This is a genomic window from Frankia sp. R82 (assembly GCF_023716925.1).
Lineage (GTDB): Bacteria > Actinomycetota > Actinomycetes > Frankiales > Frankiaceae > Frankia.
In genome coordinates, this window is the sequence record NZ_JAMQQG010000288.1 from 1 (window position 1) to 18,497 (window position 18,497).

Annotated in this window: 17 protein-coding genes; 6 read left to right on the top strand and 11 right to left on the bottom strand. The window is 73.3% G+C overall.

The genetic code is table 11. From position 1 onward, the window contains the following. The 3 genes from ND747_RS22065 to ND747_RS22075 all read right to left on the bottom strand — a co-directional run. The coding region (locus ND747_RS22065) for a TadA family conjugal transfer-associated ATPase (RefSeq protein ID WP_308204671.1) at positions 1-1,144 on the bottom strand (1,144 nt) is incomplete at its 3' end. 83 nt (positions 1,145-1,227) lie between these two features. Beyond that, positions 1,228-2,409 carry a septum site-determining protein Ssd gene (gene ssd / locus ND747_RS22070; protein WP_251735991.1) on the bottom strand — a complete coding sequence of 394 codons (1,182 nt, stop codon included), beginning with the start codon at positions 2,407-2,409 and terminating at the stop codon, positions 1,228-1,230. 122 nt (positions 2,410-2,531) lie between these two features. After that, a complete protein-coding gene (locus ND747_RS22075; protein ID WP_251735993.1) occupies positions 2,532-3,482 on the bottom strand; it encodes a hypothetical protein in 951 nt (316 codons plus the stop codon). A 200-nt stretch (positions 3,483-3,682) separates the two neighbouring features. Here ND747_RS22075 and ND747_RS22080 point away from each other — a divergent pair, with 200 nt between their 5' ends. Further along, on the top strand, positions 3,683-4,210 hold the full coding sequence (locus tag ND747_RS22080; RefSeq protein WP_251735995.1) for a phage holin family protein: 528 nt from the start codon (positions 3,683-3,685) through the stop codon (positions 4,208-4,210). 50 nt (positions 4,211-4,260) lie between these two features. After that, the gene (locus ND747_RS22085; RefSeq protein WP_251735996.1) at positions 4,261-5,175 is read left to right on the top strand and encodes an alpha/beta fold hydrolase; all 915 of its coding nucleotides are present in this window, start codon (positions 4,261-4,263) and stop codon (positions 5,173-5,175) included. Positions 5,176-5,267: 92 nt separating this feature from the next. Here ND747_RS22085 and ND747_RS22090 read toward each other — a convergent pair whose 3' ends face one another. The 4 genes from ND747_RS22090 to nth all read right to left on the bottom strand — a co-directional run bounded on the left by ND747_RS22090 (position 5,268) and on the right by nth (position 8,407). Then, on the bottom strand, positions 5,268-6,452 hold the full coding sequence (locus ND747_RS22090; RefSeq protein ID WP_251735998.1) for a MarP family serine protease: 1,185 nt from the start codon (positions 6,450-6,452) through the stop codon (positions 5,268-5,270). Between the two features lie 19 nt (positions 6,453-6,471). Beyond that, positions 6,472-6,840: a plastocyanin/azurin family copper-binding protein gene (locus tag ND747_RS22095; RefSeq protein ID WP_308204672.1), complete on the bottom strand. Its 369-nt coding sequence runs from the start codon at positions 6,838-6,840 to the stop codon at positions 6,472-6,474. A 143-nt stretch (positions 6,841-6,983) separates the two neighbouring features. Next, positions 6,984-7,676: a CoA pyrophosphatase gene (locus ND747_RS22100; RefSeq protein ID WP_251736000.1), complete on the bottom strand. Its 693-nt coding sequence runs from the start codon at positions 7,674-7,676 to the stop codon at positions 6,984-6,986. Then, on the bottom strand, positions 7,673-8,407 hold the full coding sequence (gene nth, locus ND747_RS22105; protein ID WP_251736002.1) for an endonuclease III: 735 nt from the start codon (positions 8,405-8,407) through the stop codon (positions 7,673-7,675). The genes ND747_RS22100 and nth overlap by 4 nt, the downstream gene beginning before the upstream one ends. A 140-nt stretch (positions 8,408-8,547) precedes the next feature. On the opposite strand from nth, the gene ND747_RS22110 reads away from it, so the two are divergent. Beyond that, complete coding sequence (locus ND747_RS22110; RefSeq protein WP_251736004.1) at positions 8,548-8,784, top strand: hypothetical protein; 237 nt, start codon at positions 8,548-8,550, stop codon at positions 8,782-8,784. Positions 8,785-9,294: 510 nt separating this feature from the next. Beyond that, entirely contained in the window at positions 9,295-9,984 is a 690-nt protein-coding gene (locus ND747_RS22115; protein ID WP_251736041.1) for a Crp/Fnr family transcriptional regulator, read from the top strand. A gap of 73 nt (positions 9,985-10,057) precedes the next feature. On the opposite strand, the gene ND747_RS22120 is transcribed toward ND747_RS22115, so the two are convergent. The 4 genes from ND747_RS22120 to ND747_RS22135 form a co-directional block, all read right to left on the bottom strand. After that, positions 10,058-13,735: an AAA family ATPase gene (locus ND747_RS22120; protein WP_251736006.1), complete on the bottom strand. Its 3,678-nt coding sequence runs from the start codon at positions 13,733-13,735 to the stop codon at positions 10,058-10,060. 503 nt (positions 13,736-14,238) lie between these two features. Further along, entirely contained in the window at positions 14,239-15,051 is an 813-nt protein-coding gene (locus ND747_RS22125; RefSeq protein ID WP_374216297.1) for an MBL fold metallo-hydrolase, read from the bottom strand. A 113-nt stretch (positions 15,052-15,164) separates the two neighbouring features. Continuing rightward, positions 15,165-15,623 carry a RidA family protein gene (locus ND747_RS22130; RefSeq protein WP_285900933.1) on the bottom strand — a complete coding sequence of 153 codons (459 nt, stop codon included), beginning with the start codon at positions 15,621-15,623 and terminating at the stop codon, positions 15,165-15,167. Between the two features lie 2 nt (positions 15,624-15,625). Next, complete coding sequence (locus ND747_RS22135) at positions 15,626-15,793, bottom strand: DUF4177 domain-containing protein (RefSeq protein ID WP_251736008.1); 168 nt, start codon at positions 15,791-15,793, stop codon at positions 15,626-15,628. Between the two features lie 277 nt (positions 15,794-16,070). On the opposite strand from ND747_RS22135, the gene ND747_RS22140 reads away from it, so the two are divergent. Continuing rightward, a complete protein-coding gene (locus ND747_RS22140) occupies positions 16,071-17,072 on the top strand; it encodes an ArsA-related P-loop ATPase (RefSeq protein WP_251736045.1) in 1,002 nt (333 codons plus the stop codon). A 238-nt stretch (positions 17,073-17,310) separates the two neighbouring features. Beyond that, the gene (locus ND747_RS22145; RefSeq protein WP_251736047.1) at positions 17,311-18,426 is read left to right on the top strand and encodes an ArsA-related P-loop ATPase; all 1,116 of its coding nucleotides are present in this window, start codon (positions 17,311-17,313) and stop codon (positions 18,424-18,426) included. Positions 18,427-18,497: the final 71 nt, after the last annotated feature.

Here is an 18,497-nt window from a genome sequence, read left to right on the forward strand (position 1 = left end):
GCCGGGCGGAGCCGGGGAGCTCGGCCAGCTCCGGCAGGGTGACACCACGGGCGGCGAGCAGGCCGCGCAGCAGTGGCAGGCCGGCCGTGGCCACTGGCCCGGCGCCTCGGCGACCGCCCGCCGCCGGACGAGGGGTCGCCAGGGCCGGCACGACCTGGACCAGGCCGTCCGTGGTGCGGTGGAACACCCCGATCGCGTGGACCCGGCGCTGCCCCTGCGCATCCCGGCGCAGGTGCACGGCGGCATGCAGGGCCGCCGCAACATGGCTGTGCACGGCGGCCCGGGACAGCCCGGCGAGGGCGGCCAGTGCCTCCAGTCGAGTTGGCAGCGAGGCGGTGTCGTTCGCATGCACCGTGCTCAGCCCACCCTCGTGCCCGGTGTTGAGGGCGACCAGCAGGTCGAGCACCTCCGGGCCGCGAACCTCGCCGACGACGAGGCGGTCCGGGCGCATCCGCAGGGCCTGGCGGACCAGGTCCCGCTGGGTGATCTCCCCGGCACCCTCGATGTTCGGCGGTCGGGCCTCCAGCCGCACCAGGCCGGGTCGGCGCACCACGAGTTCCGCGGTGTCCTCCACCACGACGATGCGCTCACCCGGGCGGACCGCGCCCAGCAGAGTAGCGAGCAGGGTGGTCTTGCCGGTGCCGGTGCCACCCGTCACGACGATCGCCAGGCGAGCGGTCAGGATCGCGTGCAGGACGGCGGCCACGGCGGGGCTGATCGTGCCGGCGAGGAGTAGTTCGTCGAAGGTGAACGGATGCCGCCGAGGCCGGCGCAGCGACAGACAGGTGCCGCGCACGGCGGTGGGCGCGAGCACGGCGTGCATGCGGGTGCCGTCCCGGAGCAGGACGTCGGCGAAGGGCATTGCCAGGTCCAGCCGCCGGCCCGCGGTTGCCGCCAGCCGGATGGCGAGGCGCCGCACGGCCTCCTCGTCGGCGAAACTGACCGAGGTGCGCGTCAGCCGGCCGCGTCGTTCGACCCAGACCTCGTCCGGGGCGTTGACCAGAACGTCGGTGACCTGCGGGTCGGTAAGGAACTCGTCCAGTGGACCGGCGCCGAGGCCGCCCCCGACTCCGCCGACGGGGCCGCCCCCGACCTCGATGCCGGCACCGACCTCGACCCTGCTGCCGACGCCGCGCGCCGCCACCCCACGGACCGCTGCGGCCGCAGCGGGTCGCCCGACCGGTTCGGCTGTTCGGCTGGGCTGGGCTGGCCTGCCGGGTTCGGGCGTCAAGGCCGGGCTCCCGAGCCGCTGCCCCCGACGGGACGGACGTCGAGCAGCCCCAGTTCGGCCAACAGACGATCGTCGAACGGGTCGGGAGCAGCCAGGAGCACCCCGGCGACGGGCACCCCGAGGGCACGGCCGACCCGCTCCGGCGTGAGCGGCTTCGACGAACGGCGCGGCGCTGCCGGCGATGCCGATGCGCCTGACCGGGAAGCCTTCGACGGCGGTGTGTCGTCCAGGCGGACCACCGCGCGGACGTCGGTGCAGTGCCGGTCGATCGTGGCGACGACCCGCTGGGCCGTCGCCACCGAGTGCGGGTTCGCCCGCAGCAGGACCAGGACCGTGCGGCAGGCGGTCACGGCGACGGTGGCTGCTGCGTCCAGCTGCCAGGGCAGGTCCACCACGGCCAGATCGGATGTGGCGTGGGCGGTGGACAACAGGTCCGTCATCGCAAGCGGCGAGAGCTCGGGGCCGGTCTGCTCGTCCCAGGTGATCACGGAAAGCTCGCCCCGGTGCTCCCCATCCGCCGACGGCGCCGCCGGGCTGCCGATGCCGGGATCACCCCCGCCTTCCCGGACGGCGGGGACCAGGCGGGTGAAGCCGGGGCCGAGCCCGCCGCCCCGCGGATCGGCGTCAATGAGCATCGTGCGCCGGTCGTTGCGCAGCGCGGCCAGTGCGAGCGCCACCGACAACGTCGACGAGCCACTGCCACGCCGGCCGGCGACCACCCCGATCGTGGCGCAGGGAGCCCGGTCGGCATTGCCGAGTTCGGCGAAGGCCGCTGTGAGCCAGGCCGCCGCCGCGGGCAGAAAGATCACATGGTCGGCGCCGAGGCCGGAGCCGTACGACCACACCCGATGATCCGTGGCCTCATCCCCGACGAGTACCAGCCGCGGTCGTGGCGGTAGGCCGGCGGCCAGGCACGCGGCGGCCCGGTCCATACCCACGACGACGATGGGCGCGGTCACCCAACCGCGGCGCACGGCGGACGGCTCAACGGCGACGGTGGGCGACACCCCGGCCGCCTCGGTCAGCCGGAGCAGGTCGTCCAGCAGCTCCGACCGGTCGGTCACGAGCAGCGGCCGGTGGAGCTGCTCGTCCGCACCGACGCCGGACGGCGGGGCGCCCGATGGCGGCGGCGGCACTCCGATCGGCGGGGCGGTGGGCGGGGGCAGCGCGGGGGACATGGCGCCTCGATTCCCGGTCGGGTGGAAGCGGACCGGACCACCATGCGCCATCCGGTGCCCTGTGGATGACGGTCATCCACAGGGCACACCGTCGACTACCGTCTGCGGGTTGGTCGCCGGACTCAGGCGCGGGCGAGCGCCTCGCACACCGCCAGCGACTCGCGGGCGGCCAGCTCCAACGCCCGGGTGCAGTGCAGCAGCCAGGCGATCACCCCGTCGGCACCGCCGTGCACGTAGGCATCGGCCGCGGCGCGGTAGTCAAGTACGGGCGTGTCCGAGGCGTCGGCGTCCTGGGTGGTCTGGCCCGACCGGGGGGTGCCGGCTTCGAGGTGCCCCACGTCCGTCGCGGTGAGGGCCTTGGGGTCGAGCCCGCGGCCGATCAGCACGAGTCGGGCGGCCGCCCGGGCGAGCACACCGTCCAGAGCGCCGAACGGACGCAGCGCGAGCAGCTCACCGTGCACGACGCCGGCCACCACGATGGCCGGCGCGGTGGTCGGCGCGACCAGCAGTCGGGTCAGGCCGTCGAGGCGGACCGCAGCCTCCATGGAGCTCGGCGGCGGGCCCAGCCCCAGCGGGTCCAGCGGTGCGGGGCCGCCCGCGTCCGGCCGCGGCCGTCCGAGCCGCTCGTCGGGCAGGACACCGCGCCCGAGCAGGACGTGCATGCGGGCCAGCGCCTGCCGGGGGGCCCGCTCCCAGGCAGGCGTGAGAACGCCGAGCTCGCCGTAGAGCCGCACCGTCCCCAGCACGACGGACAGATCGGGCCGAGCCGCGAGGTCGGCCGGTGCCGCGATGCCGGCGGCCCCGTCGCGGTCAGGGAGCGGGTCGGTGTCGTGGAGCCGTCGGCGCAGGGCGTCGAGGTCGATGTCGTGGCCCTCGAGGCTGGCGCAGGCCCGGGCGGCGCGCAGGGAGGCCTCGGTGGTGACCTCGGCGCTCTGGCGGCGCAGGATGCGGTGTCGCAGCAGTGTGTCGACCGCCGCGCGGGCGGAGTCCGCGGCCTGGCGTACCCCGGGCAGGGCGGCGACGCGGGCCAGCGGATCATCGGTGAGCACTGGTCCGGACGGGCGGGGGTTCACGGTGGGCACGTTACCGGCATGGGCCAGCCGAAGCAGGTGGTCATGCGCAGGTCGGCGGGGTCACAGGACCACGGCCGCGTCGTTTGGCCCCGGCCACCGCCCTGGCCGGGCAGACTGCGCTGGAGGGGCTGCTCGGCCGTGGACCCGGACCGTTCAAGTGGCGCGACCGCAGGCAGCGTGGGTGTGAGGGAGGACCAAGGGTGTCGTCGACTAGTGCCGGGAAGGCCCGCGATGGCCGGGAGCCGTCGTTGGGCGAGCTGGTGGCACTGGCCACCCGGGACGTCTCACTGCTCGTTCGTCAGGAGATCGACCTGGCCAAGGCCGAACTCACCCGGCAGGCCACCTCGGCTGCGCTGGGAATCGGTGCCCTGGCAGTGGCCGGCGGGCTCGGGCTGTGCGCGCTGATCGCCGTGACGATCTTCCTGGGTGAGCTGTTCACCTGGGCCGGCCTGGAACGTTACTGGTCCTACCTGATCACCGCTGGGCTGTATCTGGTCGTTGCGGGCATCCTCGCGTTGTTCGCGGTGACCAGGTTCCGCAAGCTGTCCCCGCCCGAACGGACCATCCAGACCGTCAAGGACGACATCGCATGGCTGCGTCGGCCCACCGGCGCGCCGAAGCCCGCAGGTCCCCCGACCGCCCCGGCCTCATGGTCGGGGGACCGGGCTCCCCAACCGGGCGCCGATCATCCCGTTCCGGGCCAGCCCGCCGTGCTGGACGGCCGGTAGCCATCCGGTAGCCGTTCGGTCCGGCCGCTGATCTGCCATCCTGGCAGGCGATGGAGGACAGCGTTCCAGAGCCAGCCAGTGTCCTGATCGACGGGCCGTGGCAGCACCGAGACGTGTCCGCCAACGGGACGCGCCTGCACATCGCCGAGCAGGGCCGCGGCCCGCTGGTCCTGCTCCTGCACGGTTTTCCGCAGTTCTGGTGGTCCTGGCGGCATCAGCTGGCGGCGCTGGCCGACGCGGGTTACCGGGCCGTCGCCCCCGATCTGCGCGGCTACGGCGCAAGCGACAAACCGCCCCGCGGCTACGACGCGTTCACCCTGGCCGACGACGTGGCCGGGCTGATCCGCGCCCTCGGGGAACGCGACGCGGCCGTCGTCGGCCATGACTGGGGCGGCCTGCTCGGCTGGACGCTGGCGGCCCGCCATCCGGGCGCCGTACGTCGCCTGGCGGTGCTCGCCATGGCCCATCCGTTGCGGCTGCGGCACGAGATCGCGGCCGACCCCCGCGGGCAGGGCGCGGCCAGCCGGCACCTGTTCGGCTACCAGCTGCCCTGGCGACCAGAACGGATGCTCGTCGCCGACGACGCCGCCCACGTGGCAATGCTGCTGCGGGCCTGGGGCGGCCCGGGTTACCCGGCTGTCGAGGCCGAACAGCGCTATCGCTCGGCGATGCGCATCCCCGGGGTCGCCCACAGCGCGCTGGAGTACCACCGCTGGGTGTTCCGCTCGATGTTCCGACCGGACGGCGCACGGTTCACCGCCGCCCTGCGCCACTCGTCGCGGATCGACACCCTGCAGATCCACGGCGCACTGGACCGCGCCCAGCTGCCGACGACCGCCCAGGGCTCCGGACGTTACGTCAGCGGTACCTACACCTGGCGCCTGTACGACGACGTGGGGCACTTCCCGCACGAGGAGGCGCCGGTGATGGTCAATGCCGAGTTGCTGCGCTGGCTGGACACCTGAGCGCCGCCACAGCACCGCCAGCCGTCCCCGCCAGCCGTCCCGGCCCGGCCCTTCGGTCAGGCACCGGGTTTCGGGCAGGCACCGGGTTGCGGTCAGGCACAGCCCTGGGTGCTGACGGGGGTGGAGGCGACGCTGCCCGCGGTCGCGGCCGAGGCGACCTCGGTGGCGCTGAGCACATAGCCGGTGTCGGAGTCGCCGATGGCGGCGGCGAAGACCACGCCGAGCACCGATCCGTCCGGTGCCAGCAGCGGACCACCGGAGTTGCCGGGCAGGACCTGACCACGCACCGAGTAGATGTCGCGCACCACCGAGCCGTGCTCGTAGATGTTCGCCGCCCGGGCCCGCTGGTGCACCCGGACGCGCGCCGCGACCGTCGTGTACGGACCGTCCTGTGGATAGCCGGCGATCACTGCGGGATCCTCCGCGTCCGCCGTCGGTGAGGTGCGCAACCGCAGCGGGGAACGGGCCAGGTCGGGCACGCTCAGCACCGCGATGTCACGGTCGGGATCGAACAGGACGACCTGCGCGGGCAGCACGCCACCGGCCAGCACGATCGTGGGTTGGCGCACCCCGGCGACCACATGGGCGTTGGTCATCACCCGTTGCGGGGCGACCACGAAACCGGATCCCTCGACCCGCTCGTTGCAGGAGCGGGCCACCCCGCGGATCTTGACGATGCTGGCCGCCGCGTTCTGCACGCCGGGCGCGAGCGTCGTCGCCGGGTCCGGCGGGGACGCGGAGATGATCCGTCCACCGCGCAGACCCGAGAAGACCTCGGGGAAGCCCTTGCTGTCGGCGAGCTGGCGCAGATCCGCGAACGTCTGGCGGGCCTCGCCCGGCATCTCGCCGTCGACCGCGGCGAGCACCCGGGAGTTCTGCACCGAGCGGGCGAGTGAGGTGAACGGCGAGCGCGCCACGGCCGTGGCGAGCAGCCAGGCGACCAGCAGCACGGACAGGCCGGACAGGACCGCCCCGGCGGCGGCGTCCACGGTTCGGCCGGGGCGCCAGGTCAGCCGGTCACGCAGCGCGGCACCGAGCGCGGTACCGGCGATCTGCCCGGCCATGGCGAGCCCGAGCACCACCAGCATGCCGATCAGCGCGCCGTGCTCCTGCTGACCGATCGCCTCGGTGAACGGCTTTGCGATCTTCGCGCCGAGCACGCCCCCGCCGAGAAAGCCGACGAACGACAGCAGACCGACGAGGAAGCCCTGGCGATAGCCGGAGATCGCGAACAGGAGGACGAGCAGCAGCAGGACGAGGTCGAGCAGGTTGGGCACGCGGCTCCCCCGGCCCGGCTCAGGTGATCTTCAGTGTTGCCGTCATGTTGGCATGGATCGTACAGACGATCTGATAATCCCCCGGCTGGGTCACCGTGAAGGTGACGCTCTGTGAGCTTCCGGCCGACACGATCCGCGTGTGCGCGTCCGGAATGCGCGGGATGACGAAGTTATGCGGTGCCGATCCGGTGGGGACGGAGAAGTCCACCCGGATCGTCCCCGGCTTCGCCACCAGCTCGCTGGCGGAGAAGGTCATGGACGGCAGGCCCGACACCGCGAACACCTGAACGCCGTCGGCGCCCTGCCGCGCGGCGAGCGTCGGCCCGTCGGCCGGACTCGGCCCGCCCTCCCCGCCGCAGCCGACGACACCGAGCGCCGCGACCAGCACCAGGGCCAGCAGCGCCGGCAGCCGCCGCCACGCCGGCCGCGTCGACCGCGGGGGGAACACAGCCCGAACGGAGGGCACGGCGGCCTGGACGGGCGGTGCGGCCTGGACGGGCGGTGCGGCCTGGGCAACATGCGGGCAGGACGTCAAGTCGGGTCTCTTTCGGGTCGGACCGGGTCGAGGACGTCCGCCGGGTCGGCGCCGCGCGGCGGGAAGGGGACGTCGACGGTCTCGGCGGGGGTCCACGGGTGTTCCCAGCCCCCGAGGTTGAGCAGAACGTCGAGGATGCCTGCGGTGAACCCCCAGACCAGCAGGCCGTGCACCCGGAACGCCGGTGTGGTCCGCCCGCTGGGCGTGCGCACGTGCAGCCGGTTCGCCGGGTCGGCGAGCTCCGTCAGCGGCACCCGGGAGACGAAGGACGTCTCGGCCAGATCGACCGGCGCCACCTCGCACGGGGTATGCCACCAGGCGATGGTGATCGACACCAGATAGTGGCTCGCCCACAGGTAGTGCGGCGAGGTGGTGGTGAGCACCTGCACACCCGCCGGGTCGACGCCGACCTCCTCGGTGGCCTCGCGCAGCGCGGTCTCGGCCCGGCTGGCATCGGTCTCGTCCACCGCGCCCCCGGGGAACGCCGGCTGGCTGGCATGTCGACGCAGCCCGGCGGACCGTTCGATCAGCAGTACGTCGGGGCCCTGTGGCCCCTCGCCGAACAGCACGAGCACGGCCGCCGGGCGAGCTCCGGCCGCCTGCTGCTCGCGCCAGCTGAGCTCGCTGCGCCGCAGCGCCTCGTCCGCGCCGGCGGCGACAGCGAGCAGCCAGTCCGGCACGTGGGTCATCGAAGGCCCTCGACGTCACCCTGGGTCCCGCGGACCAGCCGGGCGGCCACCTCGGGCTCGATCGGACCGGCGCCGTAGGACGGGCACAACCGGGTCAGCCCGCACACCCCGCAGGCCGGCCGGCGGGCATGGCAGTACCGCCGGCCATGAAAGATCATCCGGTCGGAGGCGATCGTCCAGTCCCGCCGCTCGAGAAGCTCCGCGAGATCCGCCTCGACCTTGACCGGATCGTCCTGCCGGGTCAGACCGAAGCGGCGCGACAGGCGCCCGACGTGGGTGTCCACGGTGATGCCGGGGGTGTCGAAGGCGTGCCCGAGCACCACGTTGGCCGTCTTGCGTCCCACTCCGGGCAGGGTGACCAGCGCGTCCAGCGAGCGGGGAACCTCGCCGCCGAAGCGCTCGGTGAGCGCCGAGCCGATACCGATCAGCGAGTTCGCCTTCGCCCGGAAGAACCCGGTGGGCCGCAGCAGACCTTCCAGCTCCACCCGGTCGGCGCCGGCGTAGTCCACCGCACCGCGGTAGCGTGCGAACACCGCCGGGGTGACTTCGTTGACTTTCTTGTCCGTGCACTGGGCGGACAGGACCGTGGCAACCAGAAGTTCGAGCGGATTGTCGAAGTGCAGCGCGATCCGCGCGTCCGGGTGGATCTCACCCAGCAGTCGCACGATCCGTCGGGCCCGCCGAGTGCGCGCCAGCGGCGTCTCGGCCGCGGCATCGACGATCGTGGGCATGCCTGGCAGCGTATCCGGCGCGTCGGCCCGCCGGACGATCGCCGGGCTCCCTTCAGACTGTCACCCCACCGGCACGCCACGCGCGACACGTCCACCCCCTTGACGGCCGGGGCGCGTCCGTCGGCCACCATGGGGGAGTCATGTTTGTCATTGCTGCGGTCTGCTTTCCACTTCTGCTGCTCGCGCTCCTGCTGGCGATGGAACGGGTGGAACGCCCGTTGAACGCCGCCGACACCGGCAAGGGGCTCGAGGGCTTCCTCGACAACGCCCGGCCGGAGGAGGTCGACACCCTCATGAACCAGGGCCTACCCGCCGCGCTCGAGCGGTACCGCGGTCGTCTGCGCCGACCGCCTCCCGGCAAGCACCGCGCGATCTGATCGCCGGGCCGTATCACAGACCGTCGTCATGTGCCGGGGGTACCGGTTCGGGTGTGGTCCAGATGACGGCGACCTGTGCACCGGTGCCGGCCCGTCCGCCGGCCAGCCCTCCGAGGAACGGAACGTTTGCGCAGGCAGCGGTACCAGACGGCGAGCCGCCAGGCCGGTGAGCTGCCGAGTCGGCTGGCACCGGTGGGCCAGGACGGTCGGCCTGGGGGCCGCCGGCCGGGTGATCCGGCGCCGGATGCAGGCCGATCGGCCCGGATGCGACCGGGACAATGGACCTGGGCGGGACTGGCCCATCCGGGCCGACGCCCCATGTGGCCTGCGCATGACGGTCCGCTCGGGCAGCCGAACGGCCCGGAGGTGTCATCCAACAGTGCCTGATCAGATGCGGATTCTCGCCATCAGCACACGAGTGGTTGCAGTACGTTCACCCTCGCCGAACAATTTTGCTTCCGGGGGTCCCTGCCCGTGCCCTCCAACCGCAGTCCTGGCATGCTCAGATCCGTGGAGGATCTGCTAGCCCGCGTGCCGCTGTTCGTGGGGCTGTCCGAGCAGGATCGACTGGCCCTGTCAGACCATCTTGATCGGCAGGACGTCACCCGTGGGGACGTGCTGTTCCGTGAGGGAGACGTGGGTGACCGGGTCTTTGTCGTTCTGTCCGGAAAGGTGAAGATAGGGCGCCAGTCGGCGGACGGCAGGGAGAACCTGCTGTCCGTTATGGGTCCAGGTGACCTGTTTGGCGAGCTTTCCTTGTTTGATCCGGGCCCCCGTACGGCCACCGCTACCGCTGTCACTGATGCATCGTTGCTGTCGCTGGAACACACGGCGCTGCGGCCCTGGTTGCGCGCGCGCCCGGAGGCCGGCGCCATGCTCTTGCGGGTACTGGCGCGTCGGTTGCGCCGCACCAACGACAGCGTGGCCGACATGGTGTTCACCGATGTTCCCGGCCGGGTGGCCAAGGCGCTGCTCGACCTGGCCGAACGGTTCGGTGAGCCGGCGCAGCCCGGGAACGAGGCGGCCGGTGTCCGGGTCGAGCACGGGTTGACCCAGGAGGAGCTCGCTCAGCTGGTCGGAGCGTCGCGTGAGACGGTGAACAAGGCGCTCGCCGACTTCGCGACCCGTGGCTGGCTGCGCCTGGACTCCCGGGCCGTGGTCCTGCTGGACCGCGAACGGCTGTCCCGCCGCGCCCGCTAGCCACATCGTCGGCTCAGGTGGGCCCGGCTGCCGAGCCGGGCCCACCTGACGCGCGAGAACCGGGCCCGGTTCGCTAACCGGTCGCGCCGGCGAGGGCATCGCCGGGGGCATTGCCGGGGTGCACCGGTACCGGCCCGGGGCCACCGTCGTCATCGGCGGGGCCGGCGGACGGCGGTGCGTCCGTACTGCCTCCGCTCGGGGGCAGGCTGGCCAGCAGCCGTCGGGTCTGCGGCGCCTCGCTGACCGCATCGGTCGCGGTGGCGGCGGCGAGCGCCCGCAGGTAGGCGGCCCGGCCGCCCTCAAGGTCACCGTTGGCGACCAGCGCTGTCCCCAGCGCCCGATAGCCGAGCACCTGAGCACGCACGTCCTCGGCATCGACCGCGACCGCACGGCGCGCGACCTCCAGAGCCGCCGCCGGCTGTCCGGCGTCCAGCAGGATGCCGGCGAGGTGAGCGTAGGCCTGCCGGCGGGGGAACAACAACGTTCCCGGCTCACTGGCGGCCAGCGCCTCCTGAAGCAGGTCCTGCGCGGAGTCGAGCCGACCCCGCGCCCGCGCGATCTGGGCGACGAGCACCTTCGCGCCGAGTTGCGCATGCGGTCGAAGGTCGAGATGTTCCAGGTCACGCAGCGCCGCCTCGGCGGCTTCCGCAGCCCGGTCGATCTCGTCGGCGTCGAGCAGGGTGAGCCCGAGCAGCACCCGTGCCAGCGCGCCGATGACCACATGACCGCGTTCGGCCGCCTGGTCACAGGCCTGTGCCAGGTAGCGCGCCCCGCGGGCCGGTTCGCCGGCGCCCCGGGCGGCAATCCCGCGGGCGACCAGCACCAGCATCGAACCCCAGGTGTCCGCGCAGGACGTGAACAGCTCGGCGGCCCGGGTCGCGTCGGCCTCGGCCACGGCGATGTCACCGAGTTCGGCGGCGGCGATGCCGTCGATGGTCAGACAGACGGCCATCCCCCACTGTTCACCGACCGAACCGGCCAGTTCGATGAGCTCCCGGGTGAGGCTACGGGTTCGGGTGAGCTGGCCGGACAGCAGCAGCACGAGCGCCTCAGTCCCACGGCACCAGCCGAGCCCGCCGGTGTCCTCGAGCCGTTCGAAGACGGTGGAGGCCTCCCGCAGCGTCCGTTCGGCCCGCGGGTAGTCACCGCGGGTGGTGGCGCTCCAGGCCAGGTGCTGCAAGGCCCAGCCGACTCCGCGTGGGTCGTCGACCCGCTGGGCGATCGCGAGGGCTTCCCGGTAACGCTCCTCGGCGGCGCCGATCCGCCCGGCGTTGTACTCCAGCATGCCCAGCCGGCGCAGAACGGCGGCGATGGCCCGCTCGTCGGCGGCCTCGTGCGCCGACTCCAACGCGGTCAGCAGACACTGGGCGGCCTCATCCGCCCGACCCTGGCGCTGGCGCAGTTCACCGAGCACCGAGAAGGCGGCGGCCCGCCGGGCCGGGGCGACCGCGCGCAACGCCGGGCGCAGCGTGCGCTCGGCCTCGTCTAGTTGACGCAACGCGACGAGGGCCTCGGCGTGCAGGACCCGTACGGTGTTGTCCTCGCGCTGGTCGACCAGGTCCCGGCCCAGCCGGCGGGCATTGGCGAGCAGGTCGGCGGCGGTGCGGTGGTCGTCGCGGGCGAGCGCCGCCCGGCCCAGCCGCACGTGCGCGTGGAAGCCGGACATCCGCGCGGTCCAGGCCGGATCGCTCGGCGGCAGGCTCATGGACGAGGCCAGGTCGAAGGCCCGCAACGCGTGGTTGGCCACGAACGTCGACACGGACCGGGAGGTCCCGATCATCGCGGTGACGCCCCAGCGGGCCGCCGTCGCGTGCCGGCGGGCCCGTTCGACCTTCGGCAGCCCGGCGTAGGCGACGTCACGGGCCATCGGATGCACGAACCGCCACCGGACCTCGTGCGCCCGCGGCGGGCGGACGAGCTGGCGTTCGGTCAGCACCTCCAGCGCCCGGGTCACCTCGTCGGCGGGCCGTTCGTCGACCATCGGCAACGCCTCGGCGGGGAACCTGCGCCCGAGCACCGCGGCCGCCCGCAGTACCGCCTTGGCAGCGGAGTCGAGATCGTCGATCCGGGCGGCGAGCACCGACTGGACGCCGGCGGGCAGCGGGCTGTCGGCCAGCGCCCCGTCCAGGACCAGTTCGGCGTGCCCGTTGTCGGCCGGCCGCCCGGACGGGTGCAGCAGACGCCGGTCGATGAGCAGGTTGAGCAGCTCCACCAGGAAGAACGGATTGCCGTGGACGCGGGCGAGTAGATCGTCGCGGGTGCGGGGCTCCAGGGAACGCCCGCCCAGATGGTTGGTGAGCAGCTGTCCGGACGCCTCGGCGCCCAGCGGCGCGAGGTCGATGCGATGCACCCCGGGCAGCGTGGCCAGCCGCGGCCCGGCCCGGTCGACCAGGACGAGGAGCACCGGCCCGGACAGCCGAGACGCGAGCAGGCTGATCGCGTCGGAGAGCTGGCTGGTCGCCCACTCCAGGTCGTCGATCACGACCAGGACGGGACCCGAACGGGCCAGGGCGCTCAGCAGCAGCGCGACTGCCTGCACGGTCGCCTCGACCGTACGGTCCTCGGCCTCCTCGACGTGCGAGGCCCGGGCCGCCGGGTCGCCGGGGGTGGCCGCGGGTCCGCCGCTGGAACGACGGTCCAGCGGAACACCGAGCAGCAGCAGCAGCCGATCGGCTATGGCGGCCGGCAGCCGGCTGCCGGTCACGGGATGGGCGAGCCCGGCCACGGTGGAACGCACCCGGTCGGCCACCCGGTCCAGCGAGTCACCGTCGGTGATGCGACAGGCGTTGCGCACAACGTCGACCAGCGGCGCGAGCCCCCGCCCGTCGCCGTGGCGGACCGTGCGGCCCCACAGCACCACCGTGGCGGGCGTGGCCGCCGCTCGGTCGGACAGTTCGCTGGCCAGGCGGGTCTTGCCGATGCCGGCCTCGCCGACCAGCAGCGCCACCTCCGGTGTTCGCCGGGCGACGACCTCGTCGAACAGCGCCTGCAGATCGCTGAGCTCGGCGTCGCGGCCGAGGAACGGCGCGTCATCGGCCAGGCCCGGCCGTTCGACGTTGGACGGTCGCAGGCTGATCAGCTCATAGGCGGGCACCGGCTCCCGTTTGCCCTTGAGCGAGAGGTCGGGCAGCTCCCGCCAGCTTGCCACCGTGCGGGTCGCGATCGCCGTCTCCCGTCCGGCGTACACCGTGCCGATGGAGGCGGCGGTGGACAGCCGGGCGGCGGTGTTCACCGTGTCCCCGATCACCGTGTAGGACAGCGCCGCCTGCACCCCGGCGAGCACCTCACCGGTGTTGATGCCGACCCGCAGACCAAGACGCCCCTCGGCGCTGTCGCCGGCGGTCTCCTGCACGAGCCGGCGGACGGTCTCCTGCATCGCCGCGGCCGCCCGCACGGCCCGTTCCGGATCGTCCTCGTGGGCGGTGGGCGCGCCGAAGACGGCCATGATGCCGTCGCCGGTCAGGTTGTCGACCCGGCCGCCGACCTCGTCGATCTCGTGGGCGAGGGCGGCGAGGACCCGGTCGGTCATCTCGCCGACCCGCTCGGGGTCGCGGTCGTCCGCCCAGCTGGTGAAGTCGGACAGGTCCCCGAACAGGACCGTCACCACCCGCCGCTCGGGGACGTCCGGCGTCGCCGCCTCCACCGAGGCGAACTCGAGTCCGCAGTGATAGCAGAACCGCCCGCCCGGCACGGCCGCAGACCCGCAGCGCGGGCACTGCGACGGTCCGGTCGGCGGGGCTGCGATCACCATGCGACCGACCCGATGCCTCGAGGCCGCAGCGGCTGTCCGGTCTGTCCGGGCGTTCCGGGCTGTGTGGGCACCCTCATCGTCGGGCCTTCCGCGGTGTCGGACCTCACTGGAACCGGGCAGGTACGGCCAGCCGGGCGATGCCCCCCGCGCTCCGGCGGCGTGGCCCCGGGCTGGTCGCATGAAGTCGTCATCCTGCGCACGAGCGGCTCCCTCCACCCTCCAGTTTAGTGTCCTGCGTCTCGTTTACCCGTCGACGAGTAGTCAAATGTTCGGCTCTGACCTCATATGTCCGGACCATGGGGACGGGCGGTGGACGCCGGCGGGGGGCCTGATCGCGCCGAGGGGAGGCCCGAACGGGCCAGCCAGGCGGACGTGAGCTCCGCCCCACCGGGGCAGATCCCCCCGAACCCGCTTCGGCTGGACCGAACCCACCGCGGGTCGCCTGGCCAGCGGGTAGGCTACCCGGCCCGCGCCCGCAGGCCGGTTCCCTCGATATGGCCCGTTCAGGGGAGGGTGGGATGCTCCCGGAGGTAGGCGAGCTGCGCCCGCACCGATAACTCGGCGGCCGGCCACAGCGCCCGGTCGGTGTCCGCGTAAACCTGGCGGACCACGGCGGCGGCGTCCGCCTGCGCCGGTGCGACGCCCGCCTCCGCCAGCGCCGCCCGCACCTGCGCCAGGCGGGCGTGCCGGTGGGCCAGATAGTGCCGGGCGGCGGTGCCGGCGGCCGGCAGCTCCGGGCCGTGCCCCGGTAACACCGTCGTCTCGCCCAGCTCCTGCAACAGCCGCAGGCTGTCCAGGTAGTCACCGAGCCGGCCGTCCGGATGGGCCACGACGGTGCTGCCCTGGCCGAGAATCGTGTCCCCGGTGAGCACCGCCGGCCGCCCGGCCAGGGCCGCCCGACCACGGTCGGTGCCGGTGCCGGTGTGGTCCGGACCGGCAGCGTCGGTGCGGGCATCGTGCGCACCGGCATCGTCCCCGGTGAGCAGGAACGACAGCGAGTCGGCAGTGTGCCCGGGGGTGGGCAGGACGCGCAGTTCGAAACCCGGCCGGGCGATCACGTCCCCGGCGGTCAGGCCCTCGTCACCGAGGCGATGGGCGCAATCCAGGGCCCGCACCGGCGCGCCGGTGTGGCGGTGCAGCGCGACCGCGCCGCCACTGTGATCGGCATGACCGTGGGTGAGCAGAATCAGCTCGACGGGCCCGGCGGCGGCGACCGCGGCGAGATGCACCGGGTCGTCCGGCCCCGGGTCGACCACCACGACGCCGGTCTGCCCCGGCGCCCGCAGCAGCCAGGTGTTGGTCCCCGCCAGGGTCATCGGACCCGGATTGGGCGCGAGCAGGACGGCCGCCAGCGGCGTCACCTGCCGCGGCACACCAGCGGACGACGGCACACCAGCGGACACACTTTAGATGCTAGTGCGATCGGCGCTCAGGCGCGGGCGACGACCTCGATCTCCACCGGTGCGCCCAGCGGCAGCGCGCCGACCCCGACGGCGGAGCGGGCGTGCCGCCCGGCGTCCCCGAAGACCTCGACAAACAGGTCACTGGCCCCGTTGACGACGCTCGGCTGCCCGGTGAACCCGGCGACGCTCGCCACGAAGCCGACGACCTTGATGATCCGGCGGATGCCGTCGAGCCCGCCGGCCTCGGCCGCGACGGCCGCCAGGGCGTTGAGGGCGGCGATCCGGGCGAGCCCCGCGGCCTGCTCGACGGTGACCTCATCGCCCACCAGACCGGTCGCGACCAGCCGACCGTCGACCAGGGGCAGCTGGCCGGCGCTCCAGATCAGGTCCCCGTCGCGCACGGCGGGGACGTAGGCTCCGGCCGGCGTGGGGACCGGTGGCAGCGTCAACCCGAGCGCGGTCAGGCGTTCGCGGGCGGTCGCCATGGTCAGCCCTGGGTCCTGGGCCGCTTGAAGTAGGCGACGAGCCCCTCGGGGTTGTTGGGAGCGGGGATCACCTGGACCAGTTCCCAGCCGTCCTCGCCAAAGGTGTCGAGGATCTGCTTGGTGTTGTGGATCAACAACGGGGCCGTGAAGTACTCCCACTTCGTCTGCATGCCACCGGACCCTAGAGCATCCACCGGTCGGCCCTGGAACGGCTCGGCACCTGGGCACGGACGGTCACGGCCCGGAGGGTCATGTCGACGTGGGCGTTGCGGCCCGGCTCGCGTGGCAGCAGCCGTCGGCCCGGGTACGGTCGAGCCTGTGAGCGGCAAGCGCGGCGCGGCCGAGGATGTCCCAGGCGACGACGGGTTCGCCGAGGAGGGATCCGCCGACGACGGCATCGGGTACGACGGCGGGTACGACGGCGGCGGGTACGACGACGGCGAGGGGTTGATCGAGGACGCGGGCGGTCCGTGGGAGCGTCGGCTGCACATCGTCACGGGCAAGGGTGGAACGGGCAAGACGACGGTCGCCGGCGCGCTCGCGGTCGCACTGGCCACGGGCGGGCGCCGCGTGCTGCTCACCGAGGTGGAGGGTCGCCAGCAGATCGCGCAGCTGTTCGATACCCCGCCGCTGCCCTACCAGGAACGCAAGGTGGCCAGCGCCCCCGGCGGGGGCGAGGTGTTCGCGCTCGCGATCGACGCGGACGAGGCGCTGCTGGAATACCTCGAGATGTTCTACAACCTGCGCAGCGCCGGGCGGGTGCTCGGCCGGATCGGCGCGGTCGACTTCGCCACCACGGTCGCCCCCGGGGTGCGCGACGTCCTGCTCACCGGCAAGGTCAAGGAGGCGGTGAACCGTCCCGACGGGACCCGTCCCGGCGGGCTGGCCTACGACGCGGTGGTGCTCGACGCCCCGCCCACCGGCCGGATCGCCCGGTTCCTCGGGGTCACCGCGGAGGTTGCGGGGCTGGCGAAGGTCGGGCCGATCCGGGCGCAGGCGGACAGCGTGATGGCGGTGCTGCGTCCGGATCGGGCGGCCGTGCACCTGGTGACGTTGCTGGAGGAGATGCCCGTCCAGGAAACCGTGGACGGGGTCACCGAGCTCACCGCGGCCGGGCTGCCGATCGGCGGGGTTGTCATCAACATGGCGCGCTCGCCGTTGCTGAAGGTCAGGGAGTCGATGCAGGCGCACCGGGGCGAGCTCGACCGGGAGGAGATCGCCGCCGGGATCAAGGAGGCCGGCGTGGAGCCGACCCGGGAGCTGGTCGAGTCGCTGGTCTGGGAGGCCGCGCAGCACGCCGACCGGGTGGCACTCGAGACGGCTCAACGCGCCGAGGTCGTCGCGCTCGGCCGGCCGGTGTACGAGCTGCCCCTGGCGGCGGACGGAGTCGACGTCGGCACCGTCTACCGCTTCGCCGAGCTGTTGCGAGCCCAACAGATGGTGGGATGAACCGTTGACCGCAAAGCCGAGATCGTCGGGACCATCGACATCGTCCGGACCGGCGGGACCGTCGAAGTCGCCGGGAGCGGACGGCCCGGCGCGTGGCCGACGCCCGAGCCGCTCGTCGGGCGCCCGGTCAGGGGGGCCGGCAGCGGCGAAGGACGTGTCACCAGCACAGGACGCGCCGGGGACGGTCCGCCGGCTGCGCCCACAGCCTGCCGGGGTGCCGTACTTCGATGTGGACGAGATGCTCGACACCGAGCGCATCGTCGTGTGCTGCGGCTCCGGCGGGGTGGGCAAGACCACCACCGCGGCGGCACTGGCGTTGCGGGCGGCCGAGCGCGGGCGCAGGGTGGTCGTGCTGACCATCGACCCGGCCCGCCGGCTGGCCCAGTCGCTCGGCCTGACCACGCTGGACAACACTCCGCGGGAGGTCGCCGGGATCGATCTGTCCGCCGGCGGTCGTCTCGACGCGATGATGCTGGACATGAAGCGGACGTTCGACGAGATCGTCCTGGCACACAGTTCGCCCGAGCGGGCCCAGGCCCTGCTCGACAATCCCTTCTACCAGACGCTGTCCTCCTCCTTCGCCGGGACGCAGGAGTACATGGCGATGGAGAAGCTCGGTCAGCTCGACGCGACCGACGAATGGGACCTGATCGTCGTCGACACCCCGCCGACCCGGTCGGCGCTGGACTTCCTGGACGCGCCGACCCGGCTCGGCACGTTCCTCGACGGCCGGCTGCTGCGGATTCTGTTGGCCCCCGCGAAGGCCGGTGGCCGCGCGTACGCGAAGGTTCTCGGCGCGGGCATCGGGATGTTCACCCGGGTGCTGACGAAGGTTCTCGGTGCGCAGCTGCTCACCGATCTGAGCGTGTTCGTCGCCGCGCTGGAAACGATGTTCGGTGGATTCCGTGCCCGCGCCGACGAGACCTACCGGTTGCTCGGCGAACAGGGCACGTCGTTCGTCGTGGTCGCCGCGCCGGAGGCGGCGGCGCTGCGCGAGGCGTCCTACTTCGTCGACCGGCTCGACGCCGACGGGATGCCGCTGGCCGGCCTGGTGGTCAACCGGACGCACCACAGCGACGCGTCGACACTGACCGTGGAGCGCAGCCTGGCCGCCGCCGAGAACCTCGATGAACACGGGGAGCATCCCCTGGCGGCGGCGGTCCTGCGCATCCATGCGGAACGGGCTCGGCTGGCCGAACGGGAGGCGCGGCTGCGGGAGCGGTTCACCAGCGCTCATCCGGACACCCCGCTGGTGGAGGTGGAGGCGCTGGCGGAGGATGTGCACGATCTCGAGGGCCTGCGGGAGATCGGCTGCGCTCTTGCGCGGGTGGATCGGCTGGAGCAGACCGGCTGAGCGAGGCCGCCCCGCGGAGCTCGGTGGGCCGACTGCGGGTGGGCCGACAGTGAGCACCTGGCGGCCGGCGG